Here is a 17,163-nt window from a genome sequence, read left to right as displayed (position 1 = left end):
CCACACCATGGAACGACCGTCCCACGCGGCGCCGAGCGCAGCGGCAACCGGCGCCGGCGGTCCGCGCCGTACGGCCGTCATCGGCAGCGGCGTCGCGGGGCTGACCGCCGCGCACATCCTGGCCCGCGCCCACCACGTCACCCTCTACGAGGCCGACGACCGACTGGGCGGCCACGCCCACACACACGACCTGACCGCGCCGGACGGGCGCGCGTACCGCGTCGACTCCGGTTTCATCGTGCACAACCACCGCACCTACCCGAACCTGCTGCGCCTCTTCTCCGAACTCGGCGTCACCACACAGGAGTCGGAGATGAGCATGTCCGTGCGGTGCGAGGGCTGCGGACTGGAGTACGCCGGGGCCCGCGGCCTTCGCGGACTGCTGGCCCAGCCGCGCAACGCCCTGCGCGTGCCGTACCTGCGGATGCTGGCCGAGGTGCCGCGCTTGCACCGGGCCGCCCGCGGCCTGCTGGAGCGGGGCGCCGACGACACGCTCACCCTGGGGGAGTTCCTCGACGCGGCGGGCTTCTCGCCGTACTTCCGAGCCCACTTCATGACGCCGGTGGTGTCCGCCGTGTGGTCCTGCGACGCGCAGACGGCCCTGCGCCACCCGGCCGCCCACCTGTTCCGGTTCCTCGCCCACCACGGCATGCTCTCGGTGAGCGGATCACCGGTGTGGCGTACCGTCACGGGCGGCTCCGGCACGTACGTCGCACGGATCGCCGCCGCCCTGCACGAGGTCCGCGCCGGCACCCCGGTACGGTCCGTGCTGCGGCACGCCGACGGCGTGGCGGTGACTGCGGCCGACGGAAGCACCGCCTCCTACGACCACCTCGTCGTCGCCACCCACCCCGAACAGGCACTACGGCTGCTCGGCGACGCGACCCCGGTCGAGAAGGACGTCCTCGGCGCCTTCCGCTACTTGCGCAACACCACCCTGCTGCACACCGACACCTCGCTGCTCCCGAGGTCGAGCGGGGCCCGCGCCTCCTGGAACTACCTGATGCCCCACTGCCGGGCCGGCGCCGACCGGGTGCGGGTGAGCTACGACATGAACCGGCTCCAGCGACTCGACGCCCCGGTGACGTACGTCGTCACCCTCGGCGGCCAGGAACGCGTCGACTCCGACCGGGTGTTGGCCCGTATGACCTACGAACATCCCGTGTACACACCCGAGTCGGTCGCCGCACAGCACCGGCTGCCCGAACTGAACACGGCCGTCACCGCGTTCGCGGGCGCCTACCACGGCTGGGGGTTCCACGAGGACGGCTGCCGTTCGGGCGCCGAGGCCGCCGCCGCCCTGGGGGTGAGGTGGTGACCACCGCGTCCGCCGGGCCACCGGCAGCCGCCCTGTACCCGTGCGTGATCACCCACCAGCGCCGCGCACCACAGCGCTACCTCCTGCGGCACCGCACCTACCTGTGGCTGGTCGACCCCGACCACCTTCCCGAACTGCCCCTCCCACTGCGGCCGTTCGCCCGCTTCACCGCCCGTGACCACTTCACCGGACGAGCCCCGTCGATCAGGGCCGCCCTCGACGGCTTCCTGGACGAGCACGGCATCGACCTGCGCGGCGGCCGGGTGCTGATGCTCGCGCACCCCCGGATCCTCGGACACGTCTTCAACCCCCTGACCCTGTACTGGTGTTACGGCCCCGACGGCACCATGCGCTGCGTGGTGGCCGAGGTCCACAACACCTACGGCGGGCGCCACGCCTACCTGCTGCACACCGACACGACCGGAACCGCCGCGGTCGCCAAGGACTTCTACGTGTCACCGTTCCACCCGGTCGACGGCCACTACGAGATGCGGCTCCCGCCGCCCGGTGAGCTGCTGCACCTGTCGATACGACTGCACCGGCCCGGCACCCCGCCCTTCACGGCCGCAGTCCGCGGCACCCGCCGCCCCGCGACGGTCCCGGAACTGCTGCGCCTGACCCTGTGCCACCCCTGGCCGACGCTCCTGGTGTCGGCCGCCATCCGCTTCCACGGTGTCCGCCTGTTCCTGCGCGGCCTGCCGGTGCAGCCGCGCCCGGGCCGCCGTACCCCGGAGAGTGCGCCATGACCACGATCGAAGACCGCCCCGCCACCCGCCACCCCCGGACCACCCCCGTCGACGCCGGACGCTGGCCCGACGTGGCCGCCGTACCGGGGGCGTCCTGGCCGGTACGGGCCGTCACCGCGGCCGTACTGGAACGCGCCCTGCGGCAACTGCCCCTGCGCGTACGGTTCGCCGACGGCACCATCCTCGGCCTGGGCGGACCACTGATAGCGGTGTACGACCGGAAGGCGTTCCACTCCCGCATCGGCACCAGCGGGCTGATCGGGTTCGGCGAGTCCTACCTGGCGGGGGAGTGGGACGCCCCGGACCTGGTCGGCGCGCTCACGGTCCTCGCCGCCCACTCGGCCGACCTGATCCCGCCCGGCCTGCAACGGCTGCGCGGCCTGTGGGCGCAGCGCCAACCTCACGCGCAACGCAACACCCCCGACGGGTCGCGTACCAACATCAGCCGCCACTACGACCTGTCCAACGACCTGTTCGCGACGTTCCTCGACGAGACGCTCAGCTATTCCTCGGCCGTGTTCCGCGGCTTCCCCGCCGACCGCTCGCTGCTGGCGGCCGCCCAGCGGCGCAAGACCGACCGGCTGCTGGACCTGGCCGAGGTGCGCGAGGGCACCCGGCTGCTGGAGATCGGCACCGGCTGGGGCGAACTGGCGCTGCGGGCCGCCGCCCGCGGCGCGCACGTCACCTCGCTCACCCTGTCCCGGGAGCAACGCGAACTGGCACTGCGACGGGTACGCGAGGCCGGGTACGACGACCGCGTCTCGATCGAACTGTGCGACTACCGCGACGCGCACGGCACCTACGACGCCGTCGTCAGCGTGGAGATGATCGAGGCCGTCGGCGCGGAGTTCTGGCCCCTCTACTTCCGGACCCTCGACGAACGCCTGGCACCCGGCGGCCGGCTGGCCCTCCAGGCGATCACCATGCCGCACGAGCGGATGCTGGCCGGCCGCGACACGTACACCTGGATCCAGAAGTACGTCTTCCCCGGCGGCCTCATCCCCTCGACGACGGCCGTCGAGGAGACGGTCCGCGACCACACGGGTCTCGCCTTCGCCGCGCGGGACGGCTTCGGCGCGCACTACGCCGAGACGCTGCGCCTGTGGCGGGAGCGGTTCACGGACCGTGCCGACGACGTCGCCGCACTCGGCTTCGACGAGACCTTCCGCCGCTTGTGGACCTTCTACCTGGCCTATTCCGAGGCGGGTTTCCGCTCCGGATACCTCGATGTCCAGCAGTACCTGTTCACCAAGGAGGACCCGGCCCGATGACCACCACCCGCACCCCGGTCCGCACCGGGGCCGCGCAACGGCTCGCCGCCCTCGCGGAGGACACGCTCGGCGGCCCGCTGCCCGTGCGGCTGCGCGCCTGGGACGGCAGCTCGACCGGCCCCGCGGACGCCCCCGTGGTCGTCGTACGCTCCCGGCGCGCGCTGCGCCGCCTGCTGTGGCAGCCCGGCGAACTCGGCCTCGCCCAGGCGTATGTCACCGGCGAACTCGACGTCGAGGGCGATCTGGCCGAGGGGCTCCGTGCCATGTGGACCGCCGTACGGGAGCGCGGCCTGCACACGCCGACGCCCTCGGCGGCCGACCGGGCGCGCATGATCGGCGAGGCTCTGCGACTCGGCGCCCTCGGCCCGCGCCCGCCCGCCCCCGCCACCCAGGCCCGGCTGCGCGGCGGCCTGCACAGCAAGGCCCGGGACCGGGCCGCGATCAGCCACCACTACGACCTGTCCAACGACTTCTACCGCCTCCTGCTCGACGACACCATGGCCTACTCCTGCGGCTACTGGCCCGATACGGAGCCCCCGATCGGCTCGGCCGACGCGCAGCGCGCCAAACTGGAACTGGTCTGCCGCAAGCTCGGCCTCGTGCCCGGCGGCCGCCTGCTCGACATCGGCTGCGGCTGGGGCTCGCTCGCCTTGTACGCGGCCGAAGTGCACAAGGCGCAGGTCACCGCCGTCACCCTGGCCCGGGAACAAGCCGCGTACGTCCGCGAGCAGGTACGGGAACGGCGGCTGGGGCACCGGGTCGACGTGGTGTGCCAGGACTACCGGGACATCACCGGCTCCGCCTACGACGCCGTCGCCACCATCGAGATGGGCGAACACGTCGGGGACGACGAGTACCCCGCCTTCGCCGCCGCCCTGCACCGGCTGGTCCGCCCGCGCGGACGCGTCCTGGTCCAGCAGATGTCCCGGGGCACCCGCGCACCGGGCGGCGGCGCGTTCATCGAGGCGTACATCGCCCCCGACATGCACATGCGGCCGATCGGGGAGACCGTCGGGCTCCTGGAGACGGCCGGGCTGGAGGTGTGCTCGGTGGAGTCGCTGCGCGAGCACTACGCGCGCACCGTCGACGCCTGGCACCGCAGGCTGGAAGAGCGCCGGCACGACGTGGTGCGCCTGGTCGGCGAGGAGACGGCCCGGGTGTGGCGGCTGTACCTGGTCGGCGGGGCCCTGGCCTTCCGGGAGCGCCGCATGGGCGTGGACCAGATCCTGTGCGTCCGGCCCACCACCGACGGCGACAGCGGTCTGACGGCCGCCGAGACCGCCGACTGGTACCGGAACCTGGGGGCGACGTGAGCGCCTTTCCGTGGGGCGCCTACGCGGTGAACCTCGGCTGGGCGGCGGGGTGCGCCCTCGCGGTCCTGCTCGCCACGTTCCTGCTCGCCCTGCGCAAGGGCGTGCACCGGATCGTCGACAGCGCCTGGGGAGCCGCCTTCGCCGCGGTCGCGCTGCTGACCTACGGCCTGTCGGCGGGCACCGGCGACGGGGGCCGGCGCGCCCTCGTCGCGCTGCTCACGGCCGTATGGGGGCTGCGGCTGGCGGTGCACATCGCCTACCGGGGCCGCGGCCACGGCGAGGACCCCCGCTACGAGGACCTGCTGTCACGCGCGCCGCGCGGCCGCGCGCTGTACGCGCTGCGGACGATCTACCTGTTGCAGGCCGGACTGGTCTGGCTGGTCTCGCTGCCGGTGCAGGCGGCGGCGTACGCGCCCGGACCGCTGTCCGGCCCGGCCTGGACCGGTACGGCCCTCTGGGGCGTCGGGATGTTCTTCGAGGCCGTCGGGGACGCGCAGTTGGCCCGGTTCAAGGCCGACCCGGCCAACCGGGGCCGGATCATGGACCGGGGCCTGTGGCGGCTGACCCGGCACCCGAACTACTTCGGGGACTTCTGTGTCTGGTGGGGGCTGTTCCTCGTCGCCTGCGACGGCGGAGCCGCCCCCGCCGCCGTGTCCCTCGTCTCGCCCCTGGTCATGAGCCTGCTGCTGATCAAGGGCAGCGGGAAGCGGCTGCTGGAGCAGCGCATGGCGGGCAGGCCGGGCTGGGCCGAGTACGCGGCGCGCACGAGCGGCTTCTTCCCCCGCCCGCCCCGCGACCGCCGTTGACCGACAGCACAGCCCCCGGCACCGGCGAACCGGTGCCGGGGGCCATCTTCCCGCCCTCTCAGATGGCGGCTGGCGTCCGCACGCGCCGGTCCCTGGAGAGTCGGGAAAGCGGACGCGCGTGTCGCGGGTTCAGGACGGGAGCGCCAGCAGTCCGATGGGCGCACTGGTCGGCCGCGCCGAGCCACCGGCCGGCTCCACGGTGATTCCGACGCCCGAGGCCCCGTCCACGCCGCCCCGCATCAGCACGGTCTGACTGGCGCGGTCAGGACTCATGAGCCCGGCCGAACGCATCGTCCCGCCGACGGCGAACCACAGCTGGTAGACCTTGCCCCGGGGAGGCTCGGCCATGCCCGAGGTCACGAACACCGCCCGGTCACGTCGGGCCGAGACCACCACGGTGCCCGTACCGCCCGCCACCCGCGCCGAACGCGTCTTCGCGTCCGGTGCGGCCAGCACCCCCGCGATCTCCTCGGCGTGCCGTTCGGACTCGGCCGCCTGATGCCGGGCGTCCCGGGCACGCTCGTACTGCCAGGCGGCGGTCCCGCCGAACGCGGCAGCGGCGGCCACACTGGCGGCCAGCGCCCATCGGGTCAGGCGCCGTCCACGCCGTACACCGCGGCGTACCCGCTCCGAGGGCGCCGCGCCGGGCGGCACCTGCCGCACGGTGGTGATGCGCGTGAGGACCTGTTCCCGCATGCCGGGGCGCGTGCGCACCGTGGCGGCCAGGGCCAGGCGCCCGGCCGTGGCCGTGAACTCCGCGACCTCCTGCGCGCAGGCGGCGCAGTCGGCCAGATGATGCTCGAAGGCGGCACGCTCCTCGTCCTCCAGCGCGTGCACCGCGTAGGCACCGGTCAGGGCGTGCGGATCGGTCGTGGTCATGCCGTCACCCCCAGGCAGTCGCGGAGCCGGATGAGTCCGTCGCGCAGGCGGGTCTTCACCGTGCCGAGCGGCAACGCGAGTGCCTCGGCGACCTCACGGTAGGTCAGACCACGGTAGTAGGCCAGGGTGACCGACTGGCGCTGGAGATCGGTCAGGGTGCGCAGACAGCGCCGCACCTGCTCCTGCTCCAGCCGGCTCTCCACCTGCTCGGTCACCTCGTCGTACGCGGGCTGATGATCGAGAAGCGCGGCCTTGGTGTCACGGGCCGCGGCCGCCTCCACCGACCGGACCCGGTCCACGGCCCGCCGGTGGGCGAGGGTGAGGATCCAGTTGACGGCACTGCCGCGCTCGGGCTGGTAGCGCGGGGCCGTGCGCCACACCTCCACCAGCACGTCCTGCGCCACCTCCTCCGACTGCGCCTGATCGCGCAGAACCGCCCGGACGACCCCGAGAACGGATCCGGCGACGGTGTCATAGACCGCCGCGAAAGCCTCCTGGTCCCCCAGCGCCACCTCGTGCAGCAGGCGCTGCAGATCGGGTTTCGCGGAGGGGTTCGTGCCGATATGTACTGGAACTGGTTCTTTCACCGTGGTTCTCTCCCGTGGCCGTCACCGAACATCACCTGTAATCCGGGGCCACGCGGGCTGCGGATTGCTCCCGAGGAGAAGTGTGGGCGACAGCGCACCTCCGTCCGCTGTGCCACGGGCCGTATGAGCGGTCCTTGAAGGGGTACGCGGTGGATCACAACCCTGAGAACTGAGGAGGCGTCAATTGTCCGCGTCGTTGGTGGAAACCGTTGATCTCCAGGCTCCCGTTTCCGTTGCCTGGGCGCTGTGGAGCGATGTGGCCCGGTGGCCGGAGTTCCTGAGTCACGTGGCCAGGGTGGACAAGCTGGACGAGCGGCGCTTCGGCTGGCAACTGGAGCTGCCGGGAGCCGACAAGGCCTTCATCGCGGAGCTGACCGAGGTGATCCCGGAAGACCGTATCGCCTGGCACACGGTGAACGGCGTCGAGCACGCGGGAGTGGTCACCTTCCATCGCCTGAGTGATACGACCAGTCGTGTCACCTTGCAGATCGAGTACGACCCGAAGGGATTCATCGAGCATCTCGGCGCACTGACCAATCTCGATTCGGCGCTCGCCAACTACGATCTCGGTGAATTCCAGAAGCTGGCCGAGACGACAGCCGGAGCCTTGTGATACTCCAGGTAATCCAGTCGTAGCCGAAAGATCCGCCCGGTGACTTCAAGGGCAGCTGCCCCAGTGAGTGCCGTCGCTGCGGGCTCATGCGCGCGCCTCCTCCCGCACCGGGCGCAGTCCCGGCCGCGTCCCGCAGGAGCCGGCGTCCGTGTACGACGCCGTGAAGGAGCCGTCGTAGCCGAAGAGCGGCCCGAAGCGGCGGTTCACCACGCGCACCCGGATCCGGAAGCGCCCGGTGGTGTCGTCGAAGGACTCGCGCACCTCGGCCGTGGCGCCGATGAGTTCCGGTATGCGCACATCCACCGGGCCTTCCCGGAAACGGTGTTCGCCGGATCGGATGAGCAGCGAGCCGTCCGCCTCGGCCGCGAAGTGCAGTTCGCTGGCGAGGTGCTGATGGGTGCCGAGGTAGTCGAGGATCCGGTCGCCCTTGGGGCTGAGCACCATCTGGGCGTCGAAGCGGCGGGGGCCGCCGGGCAGGTCGAAGGTGCGCACGAAACTCACCGTCTCCCGGCCGAAGGTGTCGGTGTACGGGACGTTCTCGATCACGAACGGGATGTCGCGGCCGGCCCGGGGGACAAGGATGTTGCGGGTGGCGCCGAGGGCGAGGAACGGCTTTATGTAGGCCGGGCCGTGCCATATCCGGTCCATGACGCCTCGCCCGGTGCAGGCTTCCCCGCTCGCCAGGCCCACCGAGAAGCGGCGCCGCAGTTCGGGGTGGAGGCGGTCGAAGCCGTCGCCGAGGACGGTGCGGAACATCGAGGCGGGGGCGGTCATCAGTGCTTCTCCAGGGTGCGCAGGACGCGGGGGGTCCGGGTGTGTTCCGCCGGGGCGCGCAGGCACCGGCGGGCGGCGGGGGTGCGGGCGAGGGGAGCCTTGAAGAGGGCGAGCGCCATCACGGCCGCCAGCAGGAGCGGGCAGAGGCAGGCCACGCCGGTCCCGAACCGGCCGAGGGCGCCGATGGCGGGCTCCAGCCCCAGGCCGGTAAGGCACCCGGCGAACAGCAGCGCCCGGACGGCCAGTTCGGCCAGCCAGTTGGCCCGGGCGCGCTCGGGGCTGATGCCCCGCTCCAGCCACAGCCGCAGCCGGTCGAAGGACCAGGCGGTCGCCCAGCCCATCAGGGGGCGGAACAACAGCCGGTCGGCGAACGCGCCGAGGACGCCCCAGCGGGGCCGGTAGTCGTAGCCGGTGAGGAAGCGCACGCCGTGCGCGTCGGGCACGTAGCGCCAGTAGCCGCTGCCGTGGGCGAGCAGAGAGAGCGGGTGCGGGGAGGCGAAGCGCAGGGCCGAGGTGCGGGTGCCGTCGGGGCGCTCCCGCTCGCCGGCGGCGATCCCGGTGCCGGAGATCGTGAGGAAGGGCAGGACACGCACGGCGTAACGGAAGCGCTGGGGCTCGCCCGCCGCGCGCGGAAGGTAGTCGATCTCCGAGAACCGCAGGTCCCAGCGCCGGTGCTGGGCGGGTTCCTGGGTGCGTGACCAGAGTTCGTCCAGGTCGGCGCGTATATGCGCCTCCACGTAGAGACCCATCGTGTTCCCCCCGGTTCCTCGGCGTTTGAGCGATCGCTCAAACACTCTGCGAGGGAAGGTACACCGCTTTGAGCGATCGCTCAAAACCTTGAGCCGGAAAAACCCCGGGCCCGGGAACTGTGAGACCCGGGGCCGGGGTTCACTGTCGTGCCCGGAACCTGGCTTCCCGTCAGACGAAGAAGGCGTTCATGCCGGGAACGTCGGACAGATAGGTCTCGATGCCGGCGATCCTGCCGTCGCGCAGGCGGCAGACGGTGCTCAGGTATTCGTCGAGGACCGCGTCCGGGCGCTGGGCGGTGTTGTGGAGCGACAGGGCCATGTTCTCGCGGCTGACCAGGATGTGCAGCAGCTCGAAGGACAGGCCGTAGGAGGCGATCTTCCGGGCGCGCTCCACCACGGCGTCCGCGCCGACGACGGTGCCGCTGATGGTGTTCTCGCCCGGCAGGGTGCACCCGCCGACATCGGTCGCGGCTTCGGCCCGCGCAACGGCTCGGATGCCGTGGCCCACGTGCTACGGGCGGGGTTGACCCAGCGGTCGCACTCGCCCGAACTGCTCAGCAAGGACGAGCACTTCGTCGTCGGTGGTGGACGTGGCGCGCGAACCCTAGGAACTTTCCCTGATCCGCTCGGCACGCGCTTCGGAGAAGCTGGCGGTCAGCGGCGGGACAGCGGTGGAAGCCGTCATCGACAGCACCACTCCGTGACCGGGACACGAGGTCCCACGCACGGGGCGGATCATGAGCGGAGTTTCGAAGTTTGCATTCCTTGACCCATGGGACGCCCGAGTCGGGAAGGCCGTCGCACGCACGGACCGGTGGGAGGCGGGGAGCGGGGGAGCGGTACCCCTCCGCAACCATCCGTCCGGCGCGCACCGCGGGGCGGGGACGCGGATGATCGAGGGAACGCGTGACACCCGCATCTCGACCATCCTGACCCTGTTGTCGCAGCGCGCGGAACTCCATGTCCGTCTGCTGCCCTCCGTCCTGGGCGTCTCCGGTCCCACCGTGCGCCGGGACCTCGCCGTCATGGAGGAGAGGGGACTGATCCGGCGGTCGTACGGAAGGATCGCCGCCGCCCGGCGCAGCGCCGAACTCCCGGTGAGCCTGCGGCGGTCGCAGAACACCGAGGCGAAACGCCGGATCGGTGCGCTCGCCTCCTCCCTCGTCCCCGGCCGCCCGCTCACCCTGGCGCTCAGCGGAGGCAGCACGGCGGGCTTCGTGGCGAGGAGCCTGGCCGGCAGGTCGGACCTGACTGTGATCACCAACGGGCTGGACACGGCGACGATACTGACGGAGCGTCAGGCGGCGAGGGTGGTGGTCACCGGCGGCACCGCACGGCCGCTGTCCAACGACCTCGTCGGCAGACCCGCCGAGAAGACACTGCGTTCCTACCGCTTCGACTACGCGATCGTGGGTGCCGACGGCATCAGCCCGGCGGCCGGGTTCACCCAGTACAGCTCCGACGGAGCGGAGATCGACCGGGTCATGCTGGAGCAGGCGACACAGCGGATCGTCGTGGCCGACAGTTCGAAACTGGGGCAGGTGCACCAGGCCAAGATCGCCGACATCGACGCCGTCCATACCGTGGTCACGGACTCGCACGCGAGCACGGACCTGGTCGCCCAACTGCGCGCTACCGGCCTGAACATGGTCCTCGTGGCCATGCCCTCGGCCCTGCGGCCCCACCGTCGCCGCTCCTCCTGACAGACGCGGTCGCCGCGGCCCGGGGCGTTCCGCGCCCGCTTCACCGGCGATCGCCCGCGCCGCCCGCCTCCTGGACCCGTCGGCGCAGTTCTCTACGGCTGCGGATACCCAGCTTCACGAACACGCTCCGCAGGTGGTACTCGATCGTCTTCGCACTGAGCGTCAGCTCGTCGGCGATCTCCCGGTTGGTGCAGCCGAGCCCCACCAGGCGGGCCACCTCGCGCTCTCGTCCGGTCAGCAGGTGGTCCAGGGCCGACGCGTCCCCGCGCTCGGGCACGCAAACCCGGCGCTCGGCCCGGCACTCCTCCAGGAACGGCCGCGCGCCCAGGCGGGTGAACAGGTCTTCGGCACTGTCGAAGTACGCGGCCGCCGAGCCCTGCCTGCCGAGCGCCGCCGACACCCGCCCGCGCGAGATCTCCAGCAGCCCTCGCACCAACGGGATGTCCCGGCCGGGCCCGAGCAGTCCGACCGCCTCGGCGTACCGGCCGAGCGCGTCCTCGTGCGCGCCCGCCGCCTCCGCCGTACGGCCCCGCAGCCAGGCGTCGGCGACACGCAGGTGCGGGTTGGACGCGGCGCCGGCGGACCGCAACTCCTCCAGGGCCGCACGCGCGAGGTCGGCGAGCCCGCACGAGACGAGCGACTCGGCGAGGAAGGGCAGCCAGCTCGTGGAGACGATGCGCACGCGCTCGGAGTGCGCGGAACGCTCGGCCAGTATCTGAAGGGCGTCCACCACACCCCGGTGGTCCCCCCGCGCCCGCGCCCGCATGGCCCGGGCCATGGCCGTGTGGTACTGCGGACCCCCGAAGTCCAGCGGTTTTGCGAGTCGTTGGGCCTGGCTCAGACTGGCCTCGGCCGCCCTGTCGTCGCCCCGGAACGCGTCGAGGACCGAGCGCAGGGACCACAGGGCGGGCGGGTCGAAGCAGCGTCCCTGATCGTCGTCGAGTGCCGTCTCCACCTCCCGTACCGCCCGGTTCCAGTCGCCCCCGAGCAGATGACACATGACGAGGTGCACCGAGGCACTCGTACCGAGGAGGCGGGCGGCGGCGGGGCGGCGGCGGGCCGTCACCATGGTCAGGTCGGCCGTCCCGGACGACAGCTGCGCGTCCGCGAGCCGGAGTATGCCCCGGACGGTCAGGGCCGGAAGGTCCTCCTCACCGATCCGGTCCGCGTCCTCGGGCAGGCCCGCCAAGAGGTCCAGCCCGGCCCGGGGGCCGTCCCGCAGCGCCGTACCGTAGGCGGCCAGAGCCCCCGCCGCCTGCCGGACACCCGGGGGTACGACGACGTACGGCGCCTGCGCGCAGACATCCGGGTCTCCACCGGACGGCGGGCGGGCGTCGGCGGGGCCGCCCGGCACCGGCTCGACCACGGCCGGGCCGGTTCCCCGGCGGCGTCCCACGGGACCGTACGGGCACACATCCCCCGCCGGGGGAGCCGAGTGGAGGGCCTGGTCGGCGTGGAGCCGGGTGGCTTCCCCCTGTCCCAGGATCGCGTGCACCAGAGCCAATTCGGTGCGGATGACGGCCTGTTGGCCGGGATCAGCCTCGCGCAGGGACTCCTCTGCCCGGTCCAGCAGCCGCCGTGCCGAGGTGAGGCGCCCGGCGGCGAACTCGGCCAGGCCCAGCGCCTCGTCCCGCCAAGGACAGGGCCGACGGGTGGCCAGCGCGGGCCCGTGCCGGGTCAGCTCCGCGTCGGCACCGGCCCAGAAGAGGAGCCGCACGGCGCCGTAGAGCAGATGGTCGGTCCGGTGGTCGTCGGCGGGCGAGAGGGACGCCGCCGACAGCAGCGTCCGTGCCGCGTGCAGGATCCCGCCCTCGGCGAGTTCGCGGGTCGTGGTCTCCAGGAGGTCGGCGGCCAGGCGCGTGTCGACGGCCTCGGCGGCCGCCACCTTGTGCGCCAGCGCCTGCCGCTCGTCGACCACCTCGACCGCGGCGACGTGCAACGCGCGCCGCCGCGCGGCCGGAAGCGTGCCGTACAGCGCGTCACGGAACACGCCGTGCCTGAACGCGACGGTGGGCACATGGACATCCGTCCGCGTGATGAACTCCTCGTGGACGAGCGGATCCAGCGCCGAGGCGCAGTCGGGGGAGCCCAGGACGGCGCCCAGGGCCGGCACGGTCGCGGAACCGCCGAGCACGGCCAGCGCCTGAAGGGCCGCCACGCCCTCGGGCGGAACGCCCTTCAGCTGACGTCGCACCACGGACGCGGGCAGGGCGTGCCGGGGCGGGCCGCTGGGCCGGGCGGTGCCGTGGCCGTCGAGCAGGCTCCTGAGGTACAGCGGATGGCCGCCGGACCGCAGCACCAGGCGACGTATGAGCGCGTCGTCGGCGAGATCGCCGAGCGCGGTGGCCACCAGGGCCCCGGCATCCGCCTCCCCCAGCTCGGCCAGGTCGACATGGGTCAGGGGAGCCACCGTGTGCAGCGCCCGCAGGACCTCCTCGTCCCAGCCGCGCGAGTGCCGCGCGGCCAGCACGAGACACAGGGGGCCGCCCTCGCGCGCGGCCTCCAGCAGCGCCTTCAGGGAGGGGCTGTCCGCCCACTGGGCGTCGTCCACGAACAGGGCCCAGGGGGCCGCCGCCGACGTGTCCAGCAACTCCCGCAGCGCACCCGGCCCCGAAGGAGCGGCGGCGGGCCGCTCCGGCCCCGGCGCACTCGGCCCTCCGGTGGGCAAGCGGTGCGGCACCCGCACCGTCGCCTGATGCAGCAGGCGGGACAGGCAGTCGAAGTCGGCGGGCGCGGCGGACGGTGTCGCCGCGCCGTCCAGCACGGTGAAGTCACCCAGCCCGGCCAGGAACTGCCGCACGAGGGTCGTCTTTCCGATGCCGGGCGGCCCCTGTACGAGTACGACCGTGGCCGTGCCCGCGTGGGCCGAGTCGGCGGCGGCGCGCAGCGCCCGCGACTCGCTCAGGCGGCCCGTGAACATCTCCACGTCGTCACCGCCACGATCCTGGAACCGGTTCCCTGGTGCTCTCATGCTGGTCTGGCCGTACTTGCTCTCTCCGCCGGGCCCGTACGCCTGGCCATCCAGGCCGTGACCTCGGCTCCGCACTGTGGAACGGCAGCCTATGCCACCGGCGACGGAGCAAAGCCGCGGTGCGGGGTCGGGGGTGCCCGGGACGCCCTCCACGGGCCCTGCCGTCCGCACGCGCCGGATCGTGTTCCCCAGCCGCCGTCTCTCGCCCCGAGGCTGGCCGGACGGGTAACTCGGCCCGCCCCAGCACACGAATTCCGCACCGAATCCATTACACCGACCCCGCCGTGCCGAGTCGCCGGAACGGAAAGAAAACCGGGCAATTCCTCGGGAAAGCGTTCGGACGGATCGTGCACGAACGGTGAGCGTTTCCAGCCCGTCGTCATACCCTCCGGTTGCCCCGGTCCGCCGCAGGGGGACGATGTCCCGGACCACGCCGTCGCGGGGTCGCCCGGGACCGTTGCCGATGGATCACCGCTGGTCACTCCGGTGTGGAGTGGCTTCGGGGCGGGCCGAGAGCCGTGCCGCAGGCGCGCGTGGTGGTTCGGATCCGGGGCCGAAGCGCCGGTTCCGGGGCTCCGGATCCCCAACGCATGCGGAAATTGGATGCCTTGACGAGAATCGACCCCGGGGACTAAAACGCATCGCGGAGCCGGCCGGAACAAACACCCCCCTCACGGATTCATTCACCCCTCAGGCCGCCTCCTTGCTCACGAACAGTCCCTCTCCTCGCGAAGGCCGAATGATTCCGGCAGCGCGCCGGAGGAAAAGAAAGTGGAGGCACGCCGCAATGAGAAGCAGGAGTGACCTGGACCGCAGCCCGGGCGCCGGAAGGAGGCGCCGTCTGTGCGCGGCGGCCGTGAGCGCGGGCATGGCCGCCGGCGCCCTGGTCTCCCTCCCGGTCGGCGACGCGTCCGCTGCCGCCGGCATCCAGCAGAGAGTGGCCGTACCGGCGTACTTCAACCCGGGCGACGGCAACCTGTGGGCACAGCTGTCCAGTTCGGCCCCCGGCGCGGGCCTGGCCGTCGCCAACCCGCAGACCGGACCCGGCGACAGCAAGGACACCGGCTACGCGAACGCGATCAAGGCGGCGCACAACGCCGGGACGAAGGTGGTCGGATACGTCGACTCCGGATACCTCGGCACCAAGGGCTGGACCGCGCCCGACGGCGGCACGTCCATCGACGACTGGGTCGACGGCGCGGAGCGGAACATCGACAAGTGGTACAGCTACTACGGCGGTTCCGGCCTGGACGGGATCTTCTTCGACGACGGCCTCACCGCCTGCGGCACCCCGTCCGACGCCAACGCCTACGTCGACGCCTACAAGAGGCTCCGGTCCTATGTGAAGGGGAAGGACGCCGGCGCCGAGGTCGTCGCCAACCCGGGCGCCTCGCCCGAGGAGTGCTACACACAGGCCGCCGACACCCTGGTCACCTTCGAGGGCACCTACGACGACTATGTGAACCACTACGGCGACGACCGCGAGTCCTGGGAGGCGACGGCCGACCCGTCCAAGATCTGGCACCTGATCCACACCACGGGCAGCCAGGCGCGGATGCAGAACGCCATCGCCCTCTCGAAGCAGCGCAACGCGGGCTACGTCTACGCCACCGACGACGACAACTCCCACGCCCCGGGCCAGGAATGGGGCAACCCGTGGGACACCCTCCCCTCGTACTGGTCCGCCGAGGTGAACACCGTCGGCTGACCCCGGCCGGTCCCCGCCGCCGGCCGTCATGACCCGCGGTCCTGCGCCGTCGGCCACCAGGCCGGCCTCCAGGACCGCGCAGATGGCGCCGTCGGGCAGCGATTCCCGCTCCATGACGGCGCCATGAACCGCCTCCCGCCGACCGCGCCCCCCACCGCGGTCGGCGGGAGGCGCCACACCGGCGACACGGTGCCGCACGCGCCCCTCGCCGGCGGCCCCACAGGCCGCGTGCATGGCCCCTCTCACCCACCGGAGCGCTATATGAGGGCCCTACCAGCCCCACCCCGCAGAATCGCCCTGCTGACATTGTCCGCACTGCTTCTCTTCCTACCCGTCCTGTGGCCGCCGCTGACGCAGCCCGCGTCGGCCGGCACCGGCTCCTTCTCGCTGCTGTACGACCCCGGCCCCTCGCACGACTGCTATTCGCTGGTCGTGGAGGATCCGCCGGACAAGAACACGACGCCCGATCCCGGGCGTACCAGCAGCGCCGGCTGCGGCGCCTTCGCCGGTACCGAGGAGTTCACCCGGAAGAGCCCCGAGCGCCCCACCTGGGACATCGGCACCTACGGATGGAACACCTCCGCCTGGGGGGCCTCACCCGGTTACTCGTTCACCACCCAGACCGCCGCCAAGACGGTGACCATGCAGAACGACGCCTCCGGGGTCTGCGGGCTGCACGAGACCAATGTCAGCTACACCTACCCCGACTCCCAGCTCGAACCCGGGCCCGACCGCGCGTACCGCACCGCGGCGGACGGCCGGATCGATGTCTCCTACCGCGCGAAGGTCCAGCAGACCAAGCCCTTCACCTGCGACGAGAAGCGCGCGCTCCTCACCACGGACCTCATCTTCGAGGACTCCGAGCACGGCTCGGCGCACCCTGACGTGATCTCCGTCGTGCACTACGACCCCGGCACGTTCAAGGCTCCCGACGCCAACGGTGTCGTCTGGTACACGAGGGACGACACGACGAAGACCTGTCCCGACGGCTGCCGGGTCATGGTGCGCAGCCCCGACCTGATGAAGGACGCCACCTGGGCGTCGATCGACGACGACTTCAGCCAGTTGTTCGACAAGTACGTGGACTACGTCAACCCCGAGCACCTCCCGAAGTCCGACTTCGTCCTGCGTGGCGTGCAGATCGTCAGCAGCAACACGGGCAGTTCCACGACCGCCTCGGTCAGCGACGTCGACGCGCGCATGACGCCGAACGCACCCGTCCACGCACCCCTGACGTACGGCCTCAAGGGCAGCGAGGGGCAGTCCCTGTGCCTGGACGACTACGACAACGCCACGCAGCCCCCGGCCGTCGCCGACATCTGGGACTGCAACGGCGGCGACGCGCAGGACTGGACCATGGGCCAGGACGACACCCTCCAGGTGCACGGCATGTGCCTGAGCGCGTCCGGAGACGGCACGGCCGACCACACGCCCGTCGGCCTCGACCGGTGCGACGGGGGACAGAACCAGAGGTGGGTCCTGGGCCGCTACGGACAGGTGTACAACCCCGTGTCCGGCCGCTGCCTGGAGGTCGCGAACGCCTCCACCACCCGGGGCGACAAGAACCTCGAACTCTTCGACTGCTGGGGCGGCACCCAACAGAAATGGTGGACTCCGGCCGGCGACTACCGCTGAGGGATCACCCGCCACCGGTTACCGGTGGCACCCGCCGAAGTCGTGGCCTGCGCCTCCCCGCCCGGGTGAGCTGATCATCAGAGGTGCCCT

Annotated in this window: 15 protein-coding genes; 9 read left to right on the top strand and 6 right to left on the bottom strand. The window is 72.2% G+C overall.

Annotated features, from left to right (window positions below):
- The first annotated feature begins 7 nt into the window (after positions 1–7).
- From QHG49_RS00750 to QHG49_RS00730, 5 genes are read left to right on the top strand one after another with little or no spacing between them, the layout of a single operon-like run.
- Positions 8–1,318, top strand: coding sequence for an NAD(P)/FAD-dependent oxidoreductase (locus QHG49_RS00750; RefSeq protein WP_301486792.1), 1,311 nt, complete (start codon positions 8–10; stop codon positions 1,316–1,318).
- Positions 1,315–2,064: a DUF1365 domain-containing protein gene (locus QHG49_RS00745; RefSeq protein WP_159697650.1), complete on the top strand. Its 750-nt coding sequence runs from the start codon at positions 1,315–1,317 to the stop codon at positions 2,062–2,064. Before QHG49_RS00750 ends, QHG49_RS00745 begins: the two co-directional genes overlap by 4 nt.
- Complete coding sequence (locus tag QHG49_RS00740; RefSeq protein WP_301486788.1) at positions 2,061–3,335, top strand: cyclopropane-fatty-acyl-phospholipid synthase family protein; 1,275 nt, start codon at positions 2,061–2,063, stop codon at positions 3,333–3,335. The genes QHG49_RS00745 and QHG49_RS00740 overlap by 4 nt, the downstream gene beginning before the upstream one ends.
- Positions 3,332–4,648: a cyclopropane-fatty-acyl-phospholipid synthase family protein gene (locus QHG49_RS00735; RefSeq protein ID WP_301486786.1), complete on the top strand. Its 1,317-nt coding sequence runs from the start codon at positions 3,332–3,334 to the stop codon at positions 4,646–4,648. The genes QHG49_RS00740 and QHG49_RS00735 overlap by 4 nt, the downstream gene beginning before the upstream one ends.
- Positions 4,645–5,454: a DUF1295 domain-containing protein gene (locus QHG49_RS00730; protein ID WP_301486783.1), complete on the top strand. Its 810-nt coding sequence runs from the start codon at positions 4,645–4,647 to the stop codon at positions 5,452–5,454. The genes QHG49_RS00735 and QHG49_RS00730 overlap by 4 nt, the downstream gene beginning before the upstream one ends.
- A gap of 129 nt (positions 5,455–5,583) precedes the next feature.
- Here QHG49_RS00730 and QHG49_RS00725 read toward each other — a convergent pair whose 3' ends face one another.
- Positions 5,584–6,333: an anti-sigma factor domain-containing protein gene (locus tag QHG49_RS00725; RefSeq protein ID WP_145489365.1), complete on the bottom strand. Its 750-nt coding sequence runs from the start codon at positions 6,331–6,333 to the stop codon at positions 5,584–5,586.
- A complete protein-coding gene (locus QHG49_RS00720; protein ID WP_145489367.1) occupies positions 6,330–6,920 on the bottom strand; it encodes a sigma-70 family RNA polymerase sigma factor in 591 nt (196 codons plus the stop codon). Before QHG49_RS00720 ends, QHG49_RS00725 begins: the two co-directional genes overlap by 4 nt.
- Before the next feature lie 184 nt (positions 6,921–7,104).
- Between QHG49_RS00720 and QHG49_RS00715 the strand changes: the two genes are divergently transcribed.
- Entirely contained in the window at positions 7,105–7,533 is a 429-nt protein-coding gene (locus QHG49_RS00715; RefSeq protein WP_145489369.1) for an SRPBCC family protein, read from the top strand.
- A gap of 84 nt (positions 7,534–7,617) precedes the next feature.
- On the opposite strand, the gene QHG49_RS00710 is transcribed toward QHG49_RS00715, so the two are convergent.
- From QHG49_RS00710 to QHG49_RS00700, 3 genes are all read right to left on the bottom strand, one after another.
- Positions 7,618–8,307, bottom strand: a complete 690-nt coding sequence (locus QHG49_RS00710) for a DUF4166 domain-containing protein (RefSeq protein WP_301486778.1) — start codon at positions 8,305–8,307, stop codon at positions 7,618–7,620.
- On the bottom strand, positions 8,307–9,056 hold the full coding sequence (locus QHG49_RS00705) for a hypothetical protein (RefSeq protein ID WP_301486776.1): 750 nt from the start codon (positions 9,054–9,056) through the stop codon (positions 8,307–8,309). The genes QHG49_RS00710 and QHG49_RS00705 overlap by 1 nt, the downstream gene beginning before the upstream one ends.
- Positions 9,057–9,225: 169 nt before the next feature.
- Positions 9,226–9,564, bottom strand: coding sequence for a nuclear transport factor 2 family protein (locus QHG49_RS00700; protein ID WP_236576151.1), 339 nt, complete (start codon positions 9,562–9,564; stop codon positions 9,226–9,228).
- 382 nt (positions 9,565–9,946) lie between these two features.
- Between QHG49_RS00700 and QHG49_RS00695 the strand changes: the two genes are divergently transcribed.
- Entirely contained in the window at positions 9,947–10,759 is an 813-nt protein-coding gene (locus tag QHG49_RS00695) for a DeoR/GlpR family DNA-binding transcription regulator (RefSeq protein ID WP_145489378.1), read from the top strand.
- 40 nt (positions 10,760–10,799) lie between these two features.
- On the opposite strand, the gene QHG49_RS00690 is transcribed toward QHG49_RS00695, so the two are convergent.
- Positions 10,800–13,730 (bottom strand): AAA family ATPase, encoded by a 2,931-nt coding sequence (locus QHG49_RS00690; RefSeq protein ID WP_301486773.1) that lies wholly within the window; start codon positions 13,728–13,730, stop codon positions 10,800–10,802.
- A 787-nt stretch (positions 13,731–14,517) separates the two neighbouring features.
- On the opposite strand from QHG49_RS00690, the gene QHG49_RS00685 reads away from it, so the two are divergent.
- Entirely contained in the window at positions 14,518–15,438 is a 921-nt protein-coding gene (locus tag QHG49_RS00685) for a spherulation-specific family 4 protein (protein WP_301486771.1), read from the top strand.
- A 306-nt stretch (positions 15,439–15,744) separates the two neighbouring features.
- Entirely contained in the window at positions 15,745–17,073 is a 1,329-nt protein-coding gene (locus QHG49_RS00680) for an RICIN domain-containing protein (protein ID WP_301486769.1), read from the top strand.
- The last annotated feature ends 90 nt before the right edge of the window (positions 17,074–17,163 follow it).

Origin of the sequence: Streptomyces sp. WP-1, assembly GCF_030450125.1 — a bacterium.
GTDB classification, from domain to species: domain Bacteria; phylum Actinomycetota; class Actinomycetes; order Streptomycetales; family Streptomycetaceae; genus Streptomyces; species Streptomyces incarnatus.
Note: the sequence above shows the minus strand (reverse complement) of the source record. Positions and strands in the feature narration are given on the sequence as shown.

Bases quoted from the DNA above. Each gene is read 5' to 3' on its own strand.
- QHG49_RS00750 (WP_301486792.1), top strand. From the start codon at position 8: ATGGAACGACCGTCCCACGCGGCGCCGAGCGCAGCGGCAACCGGCGCC.
- QHG49_RS00740 (WP_301486788.1), top strand. From the start codon at position 2,061: ATGACCACGATCGAAGACCGCCCCGCCACCCGCCACCCCCGGACCACC.
- QHG49_RS00735 (WP_301486786.1), top strand. From the start codon at position 3,332: ATGACCACCACCCGCACCCCGGTCCGCACCGGGGCCGCGCAACGGCTC.
- QHG49_RS00725 (WP_145489365.1), bottom strand. From the start codon at position 6,333: ATGACCACGACCGATCCGCACGCCCTGACCGGTGCCTACGCGGTGCAC.
- QHG49_RS00710 (WP_301486778.1), bottom strand. From the start codon at position 8,307: ATGACCGCCCCCGCCTCGATGTTCCGCACCGTCCTCGGCGACGGCTTC.
- QHG49_RS00705 (WP_301486776.1), bottom strand. From the start codon at position 9,056: ATGGGTCTCTACGTGGAGGCGCATATACGCGCCGACCTGGACGAACTC.
- QHG49_RS00695 (WP_145489378.1), top strand. From the start codon at position 9,947: ATGATCGAGGGAACGCGTGACACCCGCATCTCGACCATCCTGACCCTG.
- QHG49_RS00690 (WP_301486773.1), bottom strand. From the start codon at position 13,730: ATGAGAGCACCAGGGAACCGGTTCCAGGATCGTGGCGGTGACGACGTG.
- QHG49_RS00685 (WP_301486771.1), top strand. From the start codon at position 14,518: ATGAGAAGCAGGAGTGACCTGGACCGCAGCCCGGGCGCCGGAAGGAGG.